General features: G+C 63.6%; 14 protein-coding genes. 7 read left to right on the top strand and 7 right to left on the bottom strand.

The features are described from left to right. The first annotated feature begins 60 nt into the window (after positions 1-60). The 3 genes from dnaN to N5A92_RS05740 are packed head-to-tail and all read left to right on the top strand — an operon-like array spanning position 61 to position 3,150. Positions 61-1,179, top strand: a complete 1,119-nt coding sequence (gene dnaN, locus N5A92_RS05730) for a DNA polymerase III subunit beta (RefSeq protein WP_260900933.1) — start codon at positions 61-63, stop codon at positions 1,177-1,179. Beyond that, on the top strand, positions 1,176-2,354 hold the full coding sequence (gene recF, locus N5A92_RS05735) for a DNA replication/repair protein RecF (protein WP_260900934.1): 1,179 nt from the start codon (positions 1,176-1,178) through the stop codon (positions 2,352-2,354). The genes dnaN and recF overlap by 4 nt, the downstream gene beginning before the upstream one ends. 31 nt (positions 2,355-2,385) lie before the next feature. Next, complete coding sequence (locus tag N5A92_RS05740; RefSeq protein WP_260900935.1) at positions 2,386-3,150, top strand: molybdopterin-synthase adenylyltransferase MoeB; 765 nt, start codon at positions 2,386-2,388, stop codon at positions 3,148-3,150. Between the two features lie 76 nt (positions 3,151-3,226). Here N5A92_RS05740 and N5A92_RS05745 read toward each other — a convergent pair whose 3' ends face one another. Further along, positions 3,227-4,228, bottom strand: coding sequence for a 2-hydroxyacid dehydrogenase (locus N5A92_RS05745; RefSeq protein ID WP_260900936.1), 1,002 nt, complete (start codon positions 4,226-4,228; stop codon positions 3,227-3,229). Positions 4,229-4,437: 209 nt separating this feature from the next. Between N5A92_RS05745 and N5A92_RS05750 the strand changes: the two genes are divergently transcribed. Next, a complete protein-coding gene (locus tag N5A92_RS05750) occupies positions 4,438-4,992 on the top strand; it encodes an SH3 domain-containing protein (protein WP_260900938.1) in 555 nt (184 codons plus the stop codon). Positions 4,993-5,154: 162 nt separating this feature from the next. Here N5A92_RS05750 and N5A92_RS05755 read toward each other — a convergent pair whose 3' ends face one another. Both N5A92_RS05755 and irrA read right to left on the bottom strand, forming a co-directional pair. After that, complete coding sequence (locus N5A92_RS05755) at positions 5,155-5,328, bottom strand: hypothetical protein (RefSeq protein WP_260900940.1); 174 nt, start codon at positions 5,326-5,328, stop codon at positions 5,155-5,157. Positions 5,329-5,624: 296 nt separating this feature from the next. After that, entirely contained in the window at positions 5,625-6,056 is a 432-nt protein-coding gene (gene irrA / locus N5A92_RS05760) for an iron response transcriptional regulator IrrA (protein WP_260900941.1), read from the bottom strand. A gap of 235 nt (positions 6,057-6,291) precedes the next feature. On the opposite strand from irrA, the gene fabA reads away from it, so the two are divergent. Genes fabA through fabI form a run of 3 tightly spaced genes read left to right on the top strand, consistent with a single transcriptional unit; the run spans position 6,292 to position 8,913 of the window. Then, positions 6,292-6,804, top strand: a complete 513-nt coding sequence (fabA, locus tag N5A92_RS05765) for a 3-hydroxyacyl-[acyl-carrier-protein] dehydratase FabA (protein WP_260900942.1) — start codon at positions 6,292-6,294, stop codon at positions 6,802-6,804. Between the two features lie 47 nt (positions 6,805-6,851). Next, positions 6,852-8,072: a beta-ketoacyl-ACP synthase I gene (gene fabB / locus N5A92_RS05770; RefSeq protein WP_260900943.1), complete on the top strand. Its 1,221-nt coding sequence runs from the start codon at positions 6,852-6,854 to the stop codon at positions 8,070-8,072. 10 nt (positions 8,073-8,082) lie between these two features. After that, positions 8,083-8,913, top strand: coding sequence for an enoyl-ACP reductase FabI (gene fabI / locus N5A92_RS05775; protein WP_260900944.1), 831 nt, complete (start codon positions 8,083-8,085; stop codon positions 8,911-8,913). A 6-nt stretch (positions 8,914-8,919) separates the two neighbouring features. Here fabI and N5A92_RS05780 read toward each other — a convergent pair whose 3' ends face one another. From N5A92_RS05780 to N5A92_RS05795, 4 genes are all read right to left on the bottom strand, one after another. After that, entirely contained in the window at positions 8,920-9,924 is a 1,005-nt protein-coding gene (locus N5A92_RS05780) for a class I SAM-dependent methyltransferase (RefSeq protein WP_260900945.1), read from the bottom strand. 80 nt (positions 9,925-10,004) lie between these two features. Then, positions 10,005-12,152: a polyribonucleotide nucleotidyltransferase gene (gene pnp / locus N5A92_RS05785; RefSeq protein ID WP_260900946.1), complete on the bottom strand. Its 2,148-nt coding sequence runs from the start codon at positions 12,150-12,152 to the stop codon at positions 10,005-10,007. Positions 12,153-12,409: 257 nt separating this feature from the next. Next, complete coding sequence (gene rpsO, locus N5A92_RS05790) at positions 12,410-12,760, bottom strand: 30S ribosomal protein S15 (RefSeq protein ID WP_313958388.1); 351 nt, start codon at positions 12,758-12,760, stop codon at positions 12,410-12,412. A 63-nt stretch (positions 12,761-12,823) separates the two neighbouring features. Beyond that, positions 12,824-14,563, bottom strand: a complete 1,740-nt coding sequence (locus N5A92_RS05795; protein WP_260900948.1) for a sensor histidine kinase — start codon at positions 14,561-14,563, stop codon at positions 12,824-12,826. Positions 14,564-14,906: the final 343 nt, after the last annotated feature.

Genomic DNA, 14,906 nt, shown 5'->3' on the forward strand with positions numbered 1-14,906 from the left:
ACGCCGTGACGGGCATGGTCCATGCCGCTCCGCTCTTCATCCAGGCGAGATACACCGGTCATGCGTGTAATTCTTGAACGTTCAAACCTTCTGAAGTCCCTAGGCCACGTGCACCGGGTGGTCGAACGACGCAATACCATCCCCATCCTCTCCAATGTGCTCTTGTCGGCCGATGGCGCCAGCCTGGAGATGAAGGCAACCGACCTCGATCTCGAGGTAACGGAGGCAGCCGCCGCCAATGTCGAGCAAGCGGGCGCCACCACCGTGCCCGCACACCTGCTCTACGACATCGTGCGCAAGCTGCCCGAGGGGGCCGAGGTGATGCTGAAGATGGACGAGAGTGGCAACGCCGTGTCCGTTACCTCCGGCCGCTCCACCTTCCGCCTGCAGTGCCTGCCGCAGGCGGATTTCCCGGAGCTTTCCGCCGGTCAATTCTCGCACATCTTCCGCCTGGAATCGGAAGCTCTGCGCAATCTCATCGAGAAGACCCAGTTCGCCATCTCGACCGAGGAGACCCGCTACTATCTCAACGGCATCTACCTCCATACGCTGGAGGCGGACAGCAAGCTCATGCTGCGCGCCGTGGCGACGGACGGCCACCGGCTGGCGCGGGCGGAGATCGAGGCGCCGGCGGGCTCGGAAGGCATGCCGGGCATCATCATCCCGCGCAAGACCGTGGGCGAGCTTCAGAAGCTCGTGGACGACCCGGACGTGGCGGTGACGGTGGAACTGTCGGAGACCAAGATCCGCTTCACCATCGGTAGCGTCGTCCTCACCTCAAAGCTGATCGACGGCACCTTCCCGGATTATCAGCGCGTGATTCCCACCGGCAACGATAAGGAACTGATAATCGACCGGCAGAGCTTCTCGGCCGCCGTCGACCGCGTGTCGACGGTCTCGTCCGAGCGCGGCCGCGCCGTGAAGCTTTCGATCGCCGACGGGCAGGTGACGCTCACCGTCAACAACCCCGACTCCGGCAGTGCGACGGAAGAGATTCCCGCCGGCTACGACGCGGAAGCCATCGAGATCGGTTTCAACGCCCGCTACCTTCTCGATGTCGCTGCGCAGCTTACGGGCGGCGAGGCGAAATTCCTTCTGGCCGATGCCGGCTCTCCCACCATCGTCCAGGACACGTCCGACCAACGGGCGCTCTATGTCCTGATGCCGATGCGGGTGTGACGACGGCACCGTCAACGCTGGCCGGTGAGAGGCGCCCGGCACAGGTCCATATTGAAAAGCTGCGGCTGGTTAACTTCCGCAACTACGGCTCGTTGTCGCTGGCGCTCGAGCCGGGTGCGGTGGTGCTGACAGGCGAGAACGGCGCCGGCAAGACCAATCTTCTGGAGGCGATCTCCTTCCTCTCGCCCGGCCGCGGCCTGCGGCGCGCAACGCTGGACGAGGTGGCGTTGATCGGCAGCGAGGATGGCTTCGCCGTGCATGCTGAAATCGAGGGACCGTTCGGCACTTGCGGCATCGGCACCGGCACGGCGGGGACGGTCGTCGAGGGTGCGGAGACAACTCGCCGCGTACGCATCAACGGTGAACCTGCCCGCAGCGTCGATGCTCTCCTGGAATGGCTGCGCCTCATCTGGGTCACCCCTGCAATGGACACGTTGTTCACGGGGCCGGCCGCGGACCGGCGCCGCTTCCTCGACCGCCTCGTACTGGCGATCGACCCGGCCCATGGCCGCCGCGCGCTCGACTATGAGAAGGCCATGCGGGCGCGCAACCGGCTGTTTGCCGACGAGGTGCGCGACGACGCCTGGTTCGACGCCATCGAGACGCAGATGGCCGAGACAGGCGTGGCGATCGCCGCCGCGCGCGCCGAGATGGTGCGCCTCTTGTCGGCGATGATCGAGCGGTTGCCCGCCGACACGCCCTTCCCGAAGACGCTCATCGCCCTGGAGGGTACGGTCGATGAGGAGATGGGCGTCAAGCCGGCGGTCGACGTCGAGGAAGCGTTCCGCACTCGCCTGCGCGAGGGGCGTTACCGCGACCGGGCGGCGCGCCGCGCGCTCGAAGGCCCGCACAGGAGCGAGCTTCTGGTGCGGCACGCGCCCAAGGACATGCCGGCCGAAAGCTGCTCGACAGGCGAGCAGAAGGCACTGCTGCTGGGCCTCGTGCTTGCCCATGCTCGGCTGACGGCGGAGCTTTCGGGAACGGCACCAATCCTGCTCCTCGACGAGATCTCCGCCCATTTCGACACCGGAAGGCGCGCCGCCCTGTTCACGATCCTGGAGGAACTGAACTGCCAGGCCTTCATGACCGGAACGGAGGCCTCGCTCTTTTCCAGCCTCCAAGGCCGAGCCCAGTTCCTCACCGTCGCTGCCGGCAGCGTCCGCCCCACCGCCTGACAACCCGGCGTTTGCGCAGTATGGTCCGCCCATGAACGAGCACCCCGTCCTGTCCACCCAAGAGCTGGAGCGCTATGCCCGTCACGTCGTGCTGCCGGAGATCGGCGGTGCCGGTCAGCAGAAGCTGAAGCGCGCTCGCGTGCTGGTGCTGGGTGCCGGCGGTCTTGGAGCGCCGGTCCTGCAATATCTGGCGGCGGCCGGCGTGGGCACGTTGGGCATCGTCGACGACGATGAGGTTTCGCTGTCGAACCTGCAACGCCAGATCATCCACGATACGGGAGCCGTCGGTTCCTCGAAGGTCGACAGCGCCAAGGCTGCGATCACTCGGCTGAACCCGCATGTGGCAGTGGAGACGCACATGCTGCGCCTCGACGAAGAAAATGCACGGGCGCTTGTGGCACGCTACGACATCGCCGTGGATGGCTCAGACAATTTCGAAGCGCGCTATGCGCTGGCCGACGCCTGTGCGGCTGAGCGCCGCCCCCTGGTGACTGCGGCGGTCGGCCGCTTCGATGGTTCGCTTACCGTCCTGAAGCCTTTCGAGACGGATGCCGACGGCGTTCCCCTGCCCGGCTACCGCGATCTCTTCCCCAAGGCGCCGCCACCGGGCGTCGTTCCCTCCTGCGCGGAAGCCGGCATCATCGGTGCATTGACCGGTGTCATGGGTTCGCTGCAGGCGATGGAGGTGATCAAACTCGTCACCGGCATCGGCGAGCCGCTGGTGGGGCGGCTATTGCTCTACGATGCGTTGGCGGTGCGTTTCGAGACGGTGCGCTATCGGGCGAAGCGGAGTTAGGCAACTCCGCCCCCTGCCCTGGCCATCCTTCACCGCAGCTTCCACCTTCGCCCTGAAGACTCCGGCGCGTTGCCTCTCACACCCTGCGCGGCAGAACGCGGTCGGGCGGGCGGTGGCCGTCGAAGAGGGTGCGGATGTTGATGATGACCTTCTCGCCCATATCGATGCGCCCCTCGATGGTGGCCGAACCCATATGCGGCAGGATCACCACCTTGCCTTGGGAGGCGAGCCTGACAAGCTTCGGGTTTACCGCCGGTTCGTGCTCGAAGACATCCAGCCCGGCGCCGGCCAACTTGCCGCTCTCGAGCATGCCGATTAGGGCGTCCTCGTCGACGACGTCGCCGCGCGCGGTGTTGACGATGTAGGCGGATGGTTGCAGCAACGCCAGCCGCCGCGCCGATAGCAGGTGGAAGGTCCCCGGCGTCGACGGGCAATTGATCGAGATGATGTCCATGCGGGCCAGCATCTGGTCGAGGCTGTCCCAATAGGTGGCTTCCAGATCGTCCTCGATCATCGGCGCCACGCGGTGGCGGTTGTGATAGTGGATCGACAGGCCGAACGCCTTGGCGCGGCGCGCCACGGCCGTGCCGATGCGCCCCATGCCGACGATACCGAGCCGCTTGCCCCAGATGCGGTGTCCCAGCATCCAGGTCGGCGACCATCCGGCCCACTTTCCGTTGTCGGCCAGCACTGCCGCACCCTCCGTCAACCGCCGCGGCACCGCCAGCATCAACGCCATGGTCATATCGGCTGTGTCCTCGTTGAGGACGTTCGGCGTGTTGGTGATGGTGATGCCCTTTTCCGCCGCCGCCGAGACGTCGATGTTGTCGACGCCATTGCCGTAATTGGCTATCAGCCGCAGCTGCTCGCCTGCCTGCGCGATGAGCGCGGCGTCGATTCGGTCGGTGATGGTAGGCACCAGAACGTCTGCTTCCTTGACGGCAGCCACCAGCTCAGGCTGGCTCATCGGCCGGTCGTCCACGTTCAGCCGTGCGTCGAACAACTCACGCATGCGCGTTTCGACCTGGTCCGGCAACTTACGGGTGATGACGACGAGTGGCTTTTTTCTGCCGACCATGGCTACCTCAATCCCTCCCCGTTGAGACCTCTTTAACCAAGACCAGCGACACTTCAAGGCCAAGCCGTTCCCGGACGTCGGCCACGGGTCTCGATGTCTAGCAAGCAGGGGCGGCGAAGACAAAGAAAAAGGCGAAAGCCTGTGTTGCGTGAGGCCGTGGCGGGAACCTCCGGGGTGCCGGCGCGGCCCATGCCTGCCGGGAGAATGGAATGCCGCGTTTGGCGCTGTGTCGTGGGTTGCCGATCCTTGTTCTCGCCCTCATGGCGACCGTGGCGTCGCCCTCGATATTCCCATCGGAAGCAATTGCCCAGAGCCTCGAACGCGGGCCCAGCGGCCTGCCGCTGCCGCGCTTCGTCAGTCTCAAATCCGGAAGGGTCAACATGCGCGTCGGCCCCGGAACCGACTATGCGGTGGAGTGGCTCTATCTAAAGCCGGGGCTGCCCATGGAGATCATTCAGGAATATGACAACTGGCGCCGCGTGCGCGACGCCGACGGCGCCGAAGGCTGGATCAACCAAGCCCTGCTCTCGGGCCGGCGTACCGGCGCCGCCGCACCCTGGTTCAAGGGCAAGCAGGCGACGATCCCACTGCGCGCTCAGGCTGAGGAAGACGCGCGCCACGTTGCGGAAGTGGAGCCAGGCGCCATCGGCGAGGTGCGGGTCTGTAACGGCGAGTGGTGCCGCATGAGCTTTTCCGGCCATGAGGGCTGGATGAAACAGACGCTGGTCTGGGGGGTGTATCCGGGCGAGACGATCGAGGACTAGAGCGCGGTGCGTTCGCACAAAGGAAGTTCTAAATTCTTGAACCCGCTATTTTCTAGCCGATGCATCTGGCTGGCTGATGGAAACGATCGGTATCGCCTGCCGTAAGGCGAATGAAGCGAGCCGGCCGTAGATCGGTCGGCCCGCGATGTGGGAATCCCGAACCTATATCCCTTTCAGCAGATTGCCCGCCGCCAGCACGACAAAGCCGACGAGCAATAACCAGTATTGGTAGGCACCAAGGCCGCCGAGTGCAATGCCGATCGCCGGCAGCAGTGATAAGATTGCCAGAACAATGGCAATGATGAAGACAATCTTGGTGGGTGCACTTAAGCTCATATCCCTCTCCATCTCAAATAGCTCGAAAAGCGAGCGCTGGATCCTAGGCATGGAGAGAGATTCGTGGAAACAGAAAATAAAGCTACATCCAAATTCTTCCGATCTTTTCCGGAAAATTTCAAATTCCTCAGGTCTTTTGAAGCTCCGGGCATCGGCTTCCAGGTGTTGGGCAACAGCCGCTCGGCACGAATTTGACGCCAAGTCGGTTAAGCTCTGTGTCTTAGGGAATTCGGGAGAAGACTATTGGAAGCCTTGAGCGCCGCGACGCAGAGGAACCTTCAATATTTTCCGCAGAATCACTGCCGCCGAGGGCGCAGCCGTACCAGGATATCGACGTGGGCGATTTCCATGCCGTCGGGCGGGACCGGCAGGTTTTCGACCTTCACCGGGCCTTCGGGGATGTCGACGAGGCGGCTCTCGCCTTCCAGGAAAAAGTGGTGATGGTCGGACGTATTGGTATCGAAATAGGTCTTCGAGCCCTCCACCGGCAGGATGCGCAGCATGCCGGCCTCGGTGAACTGGTGCAGGGTGTTGTAGACCGTGGCGAGCGAGACACGCACGCCGGCATCCAGTGCCTCCTCGTGCAGTTCCTCCGCCGAGACGTGGCGATCGCCGGTGGCGAACAACAACTCCGCCAACGCCACGCGCTGCCGTGTCGGGCGCAAACCCGCTTCACGCACGCGCCTTTCCAGCGCGGGACCGTTGAACTGGAAGTCTAAAGCGGTCAAGAAAACCTTTCCTGCCTTTGCCGTTCGCCTCTTTGCGACGGGCATGGTGATGCCCTTATTCCGCCATTCACATATATTCCGGGACGGATAGGCGATCAATAGCGGCACGATGTCCGAAATGCGCAGAATCCCGGATCGGATAATGCCTTCAGGCTGTTTCCTACCAGAAAGAAGCTGTGATAGGGAGATTGTACAATCAGCCCGTAAAAGCGGGTGGCGAACGAAATGGGATTTCATGGCGCAGACAAAATCCAGCTACGACTACGAAGACCTTCTGGCCTGTGCCCGCGGCGAATTGTTCGGCCCGGGCAATGCGCAGCTTCCGGCTCCACCCATGCTGATGTTCGATCGCATCACGGAAGTGAGTGAAGAGGGGGGCGAATTCGGCAAGGGGTTCATCCGCGCCGAACTGGAGATCAAGCCGGATCTCTGGTTCTTTCCCTGCCATTTCATCGGCAACCCGGTGATGCCCGGCTGCCTCGGCCTCGACGCTATGTGGCAGCTGACCGGCTTTTTCCTCGGCTGGCTGGGCTTGCCCGGCAAGGGCATGGCGCTGTCGACGGGCGAGGTCAAGTTCAAGGGCATGGTCACGCCGAAGAACAAGAAGGTCGAATACGGCGTCGATTTCAAGCGCGTGATGCGCGGCCGGCTGGTGCTCGGCATCGCCGACGGCTGGCTGAAGGCCGATGGTGAGCCTATCTACAAGGCCACCGACCTCAGGGTTGGCCTTGCCCAGCAGGAAGCCTAGTTTCAACAGTTTGCGGACGGCCGCGAAAACGGCCCAGGGAGAACGACATGAGACGCGTGGTAGTCACCGGCCTCGGCATCGTATCGTCCATCGGCAACAACGCCGATGAGGTTGCGGCCTCGCTGCGCGATGCCAAATCGGGCATCAGCTTCTCGCAGGACTTCGCCGATCACGGCTTCCGCTGCCAAGTATGGGGTGCGCCGACGCTCGATCCTGCGGAAGTGGTGGACCGGCGGGCCCTGCGTTTTCTCTCCAAGGGAGGCGCCTGGAACCATGTGGCCATGGAGCAGGCGATCGCCGATGCCGGGCTTCAGACGGACGAGATCACCAGCGATCGTATCGGCATCATCATGGGCTCCGGCGGGCCGTCGACGCGCACGATCGTCGAGGCCGCCGATACGACGCGCGAGAAGGGCTCCCCCAAACGCATCGGCCCCTTCGCCGTGCCCAAGGCCATGTCATCCACGGCTTCGGCCACGCTTGCCACCTGGTTCAAGATCCATGGCGTGAACTACACGATCACCTCGGCCTGTTCCACGTCGGCCCATTGCATCGGCAACGCCTATGAGCTGATTCAGTGGGGCAAGCAGGATATGATCTTCGCCGGCGGGCACGAGGATCTCGACTGGACCATGTCGAACCTGTTCGACGCCATGGGCGCCATGTCCTCCAAGTTCAACGAAATCCCGGCGACCGCCTCTCGCGCCTATGACGTCAGCCGCGATGGTTTCGTGATCGCCGGCGGCGCCGGCGTGCTTGTGCTGGAGGAGCTGGAGCATGCCAAGGCGCGTGGCGCCAAGATCTACGGCGAGGTCGTCGGCTACGGCGCCAACTCCGATGGCTTCGATATGGTGGCGCCTTCGGGTGAGGGCGCTGTGCGCTGCATGAAGCAGGCGCTTTCCACCGTGGACGGCAAGGTCGACTACATCAACACGCATGGCACGGCGACGGAGGTGGGCGATTCGCGCGAGATCGGCGGCATCCGCGAGGTCTTCGGCGATGACATGCCCCACATCGCCTCCACCAAGTCGCTCACGGGTCACTCGCTGGGGGCTGCGGGCGTGCAGGAATCGATCTATTCGCTGCTGATGATGAAGGAAGGCTTCATCGGCAAGAGCGCCCATATCGAGGAGCTCGATCCCGAATTCGAGGGGGTGCCCATCGTGCGCGAGCGCATCGATGATGCCAGGATAGACACCGTGCTGTCGAACTCTTTCGGCTTTGGAGGCACCAACGCGTCGCTCGTTTTCCAGCGTTACGCAGGCTAAGGGGCGGGCGATGGACAATTTGATGAAGGGCAAGCGCGGCCTGATCATGGGGGTCGCCAACGATCACTCGATTGCCTGGGGGATCGCCAAGCGGCTTGCCGGACAGGGCGCGGAGCTTGCCTTCACCTATCAGGGGGAAGCCTTTGGCCGCCGTGTGAAGCCGCTGGCCGAGCAGGCGGGATCGAAGCTGCTTTTGCCCTGCGACGTGGAGGATAGCACCTCGATCGATAGCGTTTTCGACACGCTGAAGCGAGAGTGGGGCTCGCTCGATTTCGTGGTGCACGCGATCGGCTTCTCCGACCGCAGCGAGCTGAAAGGGCTCTATGCCGACACGACCCGCGAAAATTTCATCCGCACCATGGTCATCTCCTGCTACTCCTTCACGGAAGTGACACGCAAGGCGGCGGCGTTGATGGAAAACGGCGGCAGCGCGCTGACGCTCACCTATGCCGGCTCCGTCCGCGTCATGCCCAACTACAACGTAATGGGCGTTGCCAAGGCGGGGCTGGAGGCGAGTGTGCGGTACCTCGCCAACGATTACGGGCCGCGGAATATCCGCGTGAACGCCATTTCCGCCGGCCCCGTGCGTACGCTGGCCGGCGCGGGCATTTCCGACGCGCGGCACATGTTCACCTACCAGCAGCGCAACTCCCCTCTCAGGCGCACCGTCACCATAGACGAGATCGGCGGTTCGGCACTCTATCTGCTCTCCGACCTTTCTTCAGGCGTGACCGGCGAAATCCACTATGTCGATTCGGGCTACAGCATCGTTTCGATGCCCGTTCTGGAGGAGCTGAAGCGCTCCGGCGAGGCTGCCGAGAAGATCGAGGCGGGGAAGTAGGCCGAACTATTTCCGGCCCCAAAGGACCTTGTATGTCGCGTCGCGGCAGATTTCGCCGTGATGCTTGAACGAGGACGCAATAGCTGTTTCGTAGGGCAAGGGGCGGTTGGCGACGAGGAACAGGCGCCCGCCGGGCGCGAGCGTATTTGCCGCCACCCCAATCAACGCGCGCCCGATGTCGGGTTCCGCGGCGCGGCTGCGATGAAACGGCGGGTTCATGACGATCGCCTCGTAGCGACGGGCCACCGGTTCACTCATAAGATCATGCCAGAAGAAGTCGCAGGCGGTCTCGGGGGCATGGGTAGCGAGATTGCGCTTTGCCGCCTCCAACGAAGCGTGGTGAGCCTCGTAGAGGTCGATTGCAGCGATGGAAGGCTGCTTCGCCAGCCACAGCGACAGATACCCCCAACCGGCTGCGAAATCGGCCACGCTTCCCGAAATGTCTGAAGGCAGATTGTCGGCTAGCAGCTGAGAACCGGGATCAGCGCCATCATCGGAAAATCCACCGACAGCTGTCTCGTATCCTTCCGGTGTAACGCGCGCTGGACCGGAGAAGATCGCTTCGTCGGGCCTTGCGGGGCGGCGTAGCCAGAAGACTATGCCGTGGTGCTTTGACAGGCGATCCTCGAGCGGAACGAGTTCGGACAGACGCTTGGTAAAGCCCGGCGCGCCGTCCCTCTTGGTGCCGGCGGCGAGGATGAGGCCATGCGGCCGCACCCGGCGGAGCGCTTCGGCCAGCCGTTGTTCGTTCTCCCGCCGGTGGCGGCCGAGGAGAAGAAGGGCGGCATCGTAACCTTCGCCCTCGGCCTGCGGCGCGACGGAAAAGCCGGCGCGCTCTAGCCCCAGGTAGTCCGGCCGGAAGCCTTGCACGACCTGAATATCCGCCGCGAAGTCCGGAGGCAGTTGCAGGCCAGCCGACGCGCCGAAGAAAATGACGCGCTCGCCGGCGCGGGGTGTTTCGAGAAGACTGCGCTCGAAAGGGAAGAGGAGCGTTGGCAGGGCGTCGTTCATGGGCGGTCGTGGGTGTGAGGCGGAAACGAAAACGGGCGCAGCCGTGGCCGCGCCCGTTCTAACGCGTGAGCGGGAAGAAATCAGCCCTCGGCTTCTTCCTTCTCTTCCTTCTTCTCACGGGCGATTTCCTTGCCCGTCTCCTGGTCGACGACCTTCATGGAGAGCCGTACCTTGCCGCGCTCGTCAAAGCCCATCAGCTTGACGAAGACCTTGTCGCCTTCCTTGACGACGTCGGTGGTCTTCTGCACGCGCTCCGGCGCGAGCTGTGAGATGTGCACCAAGCCGTCCTTGGGGCCGAAGAAATTCACGAAGGCGCCGAAGTCGGCGGTCTTGACGACCGTACCCTCGTAGATCTCACCAACCTCGGGCTCTGCCGTGATGGAGTGGATCCACTTCTTCGCTGCCTCGATCTCCTTGGCGTTGGAGGAGGCGATCTTCACCGTGCCGTCGTCGTCGATGTTGATCTTGGCGCCAGTCTTCTCGACGATCTCGCGGATCACCTTGCCACCCGTGCCGATCACATCGCGGATCTTGTCGGTCGGGATGTTCATCACCTCGATGCGCGGCGCGAACTCGCCGAGCTCGGAACGGCCTTCGGAGATCGCCTTGGCCATCTCGCCGAGGATGTGCAGGCGCCCACCTTTGGCCTGATCGAGGGCGACCTTCATGATCTCCTCGGTAATGCCGGTGATCTTGATGTCCATCTGCAGCGAGGTGATGCCCTCGTCGGTGCCGGCGACCTTGAAGTCCATATCGCCGAGATGGTCCTCGTCGCCGAGGATGTCGGAAAGGACGGCGAAGCGCTCATCTTCCTTGATGAGACCCATGGCGATACCCGCCACCGGCTTGGCCAGCGGCACACCGGCATCCATCAGCGCCAGCGAGGTGCCGCAGACGGTGGCCATGGAGGAAGAGCCATTCGATTCGGTGATCTCGGAGACCACGCGCAGCGTGTAGGGGAACTGCTCCGGCGTGGGCAGGAGCGGATGCACCGCCCGCCAGGCAAGCTTGCCATGGCCGATCTCGCGCCGGCCGGGGGAGCCTATGCGCCCGGTCTCGCCCACCGAATAGGGCGGGAAGTTGTAGTGCAGGAGGAAGGACTCCTTGTAGGTGCCGGTGAGCGCGTCGATGAACTGCTCGTCCTCGCCCGTGCCCAGCGTGGCGACCACCAGGGCCTGCGTCTCGCCGCGGGTGAAGACGGCTGAGCCGTGCGTACGCGGCAGCACGCCGACTTCCGCCACGATCGGACGAACGGTCTCGAGGTCACGGCCGTCGATGCGGGTGCTCGTGTCGAGGATGTTCCAGCGCACGATCTTGGCCTGCAGGGCCTTGAAGACGGTAGAGACCTGCTCGGGCGCCCACTTCGGCTCCTCCTCGCCTTCGGGCAGGAAAGCCTCCTTCACTTTGCTCTTGGCCGCGTCGACGGCGCCGTAGCGAGCCTGCTTGTCGGTGATCTTGTAGGCCTCGCGCAGGTCCGTCTCCACCACCTTCAGCATCTCGCCTTCGAGCGCGGAAAGATCCTCGGGGAGGAACTCGCGTGGCTCCTTGGCGGCCACTTCGGCGAGCTTGATGACGGCGTCGATAACCGGCTGGAAGTGCTTGTGGCCGAACATCACGGCGCCGAGCATGACGTCCTCCGGAAGCTGCTGGGCCTCCGATTCCACCATCAGGACCGCATCCTGCGTGCCGGCGACGACGAGGTCGAGCTTGGTCTCTTCCATCTCGTCGAGATGTGGGTTGAGCACATACTCGCCGCCGATATAGCCGACGCGCGCCGCACCGATCGGCCCCATGAAGGGCACGCCCGAGAGTGTCAGCGCCGCCGAGGCGCCGACCATGGCAACGATGTCCGGATCATTCTCCAGGTCGTGCTGCAGCACGGTCAAGATGACCTGGGTGTCGTTCTTGTAGCCGTCGACGAAGAGCGGGCGGATCGGCCGGTCGATGAGGCGGGACGTCAGCGTCTCCTTCTCGCTCGGGCGGCCTTCACGTTTGAAAAAGCCGCCAGGGATCTTGCCGGCGGCGAAGGTCTTTTCCTGGTAGTTGACGGTCAGCGGAAAGAAGTCGAGACCAGGCTTCGGCTCTTTGGCCGAAACGACGGTGGCGAGCACGACCGTCTCTCCATAGGTTGCGAGCACGGCGCCGTCGGCCTGGCGGGCGACCTTGCCCGTCTCCAGGGTGAGCGTGCGCCCGCCCCACTCGATTTCCACTTTGTGATGATTGAACATGACTTGTCCTTGTTTACGGAAGGCCGCGCGCCTTTCGGCACGCGGGCTTCTTTCTCTCTTCTTGTTCGGGACGAGTCATGGGCAAGACAACGGGAAGCTTGGTTCCGCGCCGGCACTCCGGCTTTCAAGCGTCCTGCAATCCTGCCCCATGACCTGTCCGTCGGCAGCTCCCCGGTTTCCTTCCTCGGGAGCCATTACCGGCGTTTCGACGCCGGGATGTCGGCGGCGGACCCGCAAGACGGGCCCGCCGGCCGAAACTAACGACGCAGCCCGAGCCGCTCAATCAGCGTCTTGTAGCGGCCCTCGTCCTTCCTCTTCACGTAGTCAAGGAGGCGGCGGCGCTGCGAGACGAGCTTGAGCAGACCACGGCGGGAATGGTTATCCTTCTTGTGGTCCTTGAAGTGCTCGGTCAGGTTGATGATGCGCTCGGTCAGGATGGCGACCTGGACTTCCGGCGAACCGGTGTCGCCATTGGCGGTCGCGAATTCCTTCAAAAGCTCCTGCTTGCGCTCGGCAGTGATCGACATCGTAAGTCCTTTCTGATGATCGAGGAGACGTGTCGCCCATAGCCGGGATGTCGTCCAGCCAGGGCCGTTAGACCGCGCAATCGCGCGATATCGCCGCGCATATAGTGCATAACGGCAAAGATTGCTAGCTAAAACCACCGCTGCTCACCTGAGCGATTCCTGGGATGACAGGTGCGCGTGGTCCGGCAGAAGCCGCTTGACCGGAATCTGGAAGATGTATTCCAGCCCGTCGCGATGGAACGTGCGGGAGATCTCCGCGTCAAGCGTTCCGCCCACCATGCGCTCAATGATCTCGGTGCCGAAGCCGCGCTTGGCCAGGCGACGCCCACCGTCTTTCACCACATGCTCGCGCCAGACGATCGTCAGGATATCGTCCTCGACCCGCCAGGAAATGACAAGCCGGCCCGTCCTGGTGGCGAAAGCGCCATATTTGGCGGCGTTGGTGGCAAGCTCGTGGAATGCCACGCCGAGGGTCTGAGCGGCCTGGTTGCTGAGTCGGAACAGCGGGCCGGAGAGCTCCAGCCGCTTAGCGGTCTCGGGCTTGAAAGGGTCCACCTGAGCGAGGATCAGCGCACGCAACTCGACGCCCCAGGCACCTCCGGCGATAAGCAGGTCCGTCGACCGCGCGAGCCCGTAGAGCCGTTTCTGAAAGGAGTCCAGGAAGGTCGACAGCGAACCGGCATGGCGCGCCGTCTGCTTGGCCATAGCGGAAACGACGGTGAGCTGGTTCTTGGCCCGATGCGCCACCTCGCGCATCAACAGGCGAATTTCGCCTTCCGCCTTCTTTCTATCGCCGGCTGCCTCGGCAAGTGCCACCGAGACGGTGGTAATCTCGGCGACCGGATAGACGCTGGCTTCGATCTGTTCGCCTGCACCCAGCCGCCGCGCATCGTCCGCCAGTCGCCGCACCGGCTTGGCAATCTGCCGTCCCAGGGCCCAGGCCGCCCCGGCACCGATCGTGATGATGATGATGGTGCCACCGAAGAGCTGTCGCAGCGAACGGCGCATTGGCTCCTCCACCGCGGCCGTGGGCGCCCATGCGACGACTTTCCAACCGCCGTGGCTCGCCTCTTCGACGATGGCGAGATAGGATTCGGCACCGTCGCCGACAGCCCGCACCGTCTGCGGCGAAAAGCCCGATGGGATGTCGAGGAAGAAAGGCTTGCCCACGTCCGATGACATGAAGGAAGAGGCGATCACGCGGTCGTAGCGATCAAGAAGAGCGGCGTTCCAGCCGCCTCGCAGCATCTGCTGCGACAGCGCGTCAGCCATGGTTTCGGCATTTCGCCGCGTCACGAGCAGGCGCGGCGGCCGGTTTTGCTGAATGTAGGGCAGCGTAGCATTGAACATCCATTCGCCCGACGTCTCCTCGCGGAAAACGCCGGAAATGGCAGGGGCGCGTTCAGCGAGCGCCCTTTGCAAGGTTGCCGGATCCGATGCCGGGCCGAGCGGCGCGCCGTATGGTTCCCGCGTGTTCATGAGTTGCCGGAGATTCTCGTCGAATAGGACCAGATGCGAGCCCGAGCTGGCAAGCGCCAATCTCGCTCGCTCATAGAAGTCCTCGACGTTGCCTGCGGCCAGCGAGGGCGTGGTCGACAGCACGCGCAGTGTCATTATCATGCCTCGAAGCTCACCGTCGACCGCCTCGGCAATCGAGCTGGCCATAGCCTCGGCCAAAGTGTTCACCACCTCCCGCTGAGCGTCGTTGTTGCGCTGCAGGAGCACTGTGGAGATGGCGAGGGCGGGGATGATGGTGACCGCGATCAAAAGGAAGAGAAAGAAGCCTATCGGCTTCGGACCGGACAATCGCGTGCGCAGACGCTCGCCGAGGCCGGCCACCGGCCCGGCGTCTATGTCGCCTGTCTCCGCGTCACTCTTTGCCATCGTGCCTATCCAACCGCATCATCTCCTCAAATGCCGAACTCAGGCAAGTGTTGCATGGCGGTCCCTTGGTCGGCCAGGGCTGTAGGCGCGGGTTAGCCATTGCCGGTGCTCCTTTGCGTCGCCGTTCGGTCCTTCGACAAGCTCAGGATGAGGACGGATGTGCGCCATCGCTGCCACGCCCGGCTGCACCGTCTGGCTGTTGATTGGTTGGGAAGCGGGGCGCGTTGTACGAGCCACTCTATTAATTTTAAGGCGCGCGCAACGCGCCCCGCCGGCCGCTGTCCCGACATTCGACCGGTCTAAGGGCTCTTTCTGGCTCCGGACGGACACACGCAGTGAAGCG

Source organism: Chelativorans salis (genome assembly GCF_025336525.1).
GTDB classification, from domain to species: Bacteria; Pseudomonadota; Alphaproteobacteria; order Rhizobiales; family Rhizobiaceae; genus Chelativorans; species Chelativorans salis.

Coding starts and splice junctions, on each gene's coding strand:
- fabB (WP_260900943.1), top strand. CDS start 6,852: ATGAGACGCGTGGTAGTCACCGGCCTCGGCATCGTATCGTCCATCGGC.
- fabI (WP_260900944.1), top strand. CDS start 8,083: ATGGACAATTTGATGAAGGGCAAGCGCGGCCTGATCATGGGGGTCGCC.
- dnaN (WP_260900933.1), top strand. CDS start 61: ATGCGTGTAATTCTTGAACGTTCAAACCTTCTGAAGTCCCTAGGCCAC.
- N5A92_RS05740 (WP_260900935.1), top strand. CDS start 2,386: ATGAACGAGCACCCCGTCCTGTCCACCCAAGAGCTGGAGCGCTATGCC.
- pnp (WP_260900946.1), bottom strand. CDS start 12,152: ATGTTCAATCATCACAAAGTGGAAATCGAGTGGGGCGGGCGCACGCTC.
- N5A92_RS05795 (WP_260900948.1), bottom strand. CDS start 14,563: ATGGCAAAGAGTGACGCGGAGACAGGCGACATAGACGCCGGGCCGGTG.
- N5A92_RS05745 (WP_260900936.1), bottom strand. CDS start 4,228: ATGGTCGGCAGAAAAAAGCCACTCGTCGTCATCACCCGTAAGTTGCCG.
- N5A92_RS05755 (WP_260900940.1), bottom strand. CDS start 5,328: ATGAGCTTAAGTGCACCCACCAAGATTGTCTTCATCATTGCCATTGTT.
- fabA (WP_260900942.1), top strand. CDS start 6,292: ATGGCGCAGACAAAATCCAGCTACGACTACGAAGACCTTCTGGCCTGT.
- N5A92_RS05750 (WP_260900938.1), top strand. CDS start 4,438: ATGCCGCGTTTGGCGCTGTGTCGTGGGTTGCCGATCCTTGTTCTCGCC.
- N5A92_RS05780 (WP_260900945.1), bottom strand. CDS start 9,924: ATGAACGACGCCCTGCCAACGCTCCTCTTCCCTTTCGAGCGCAGTCTT.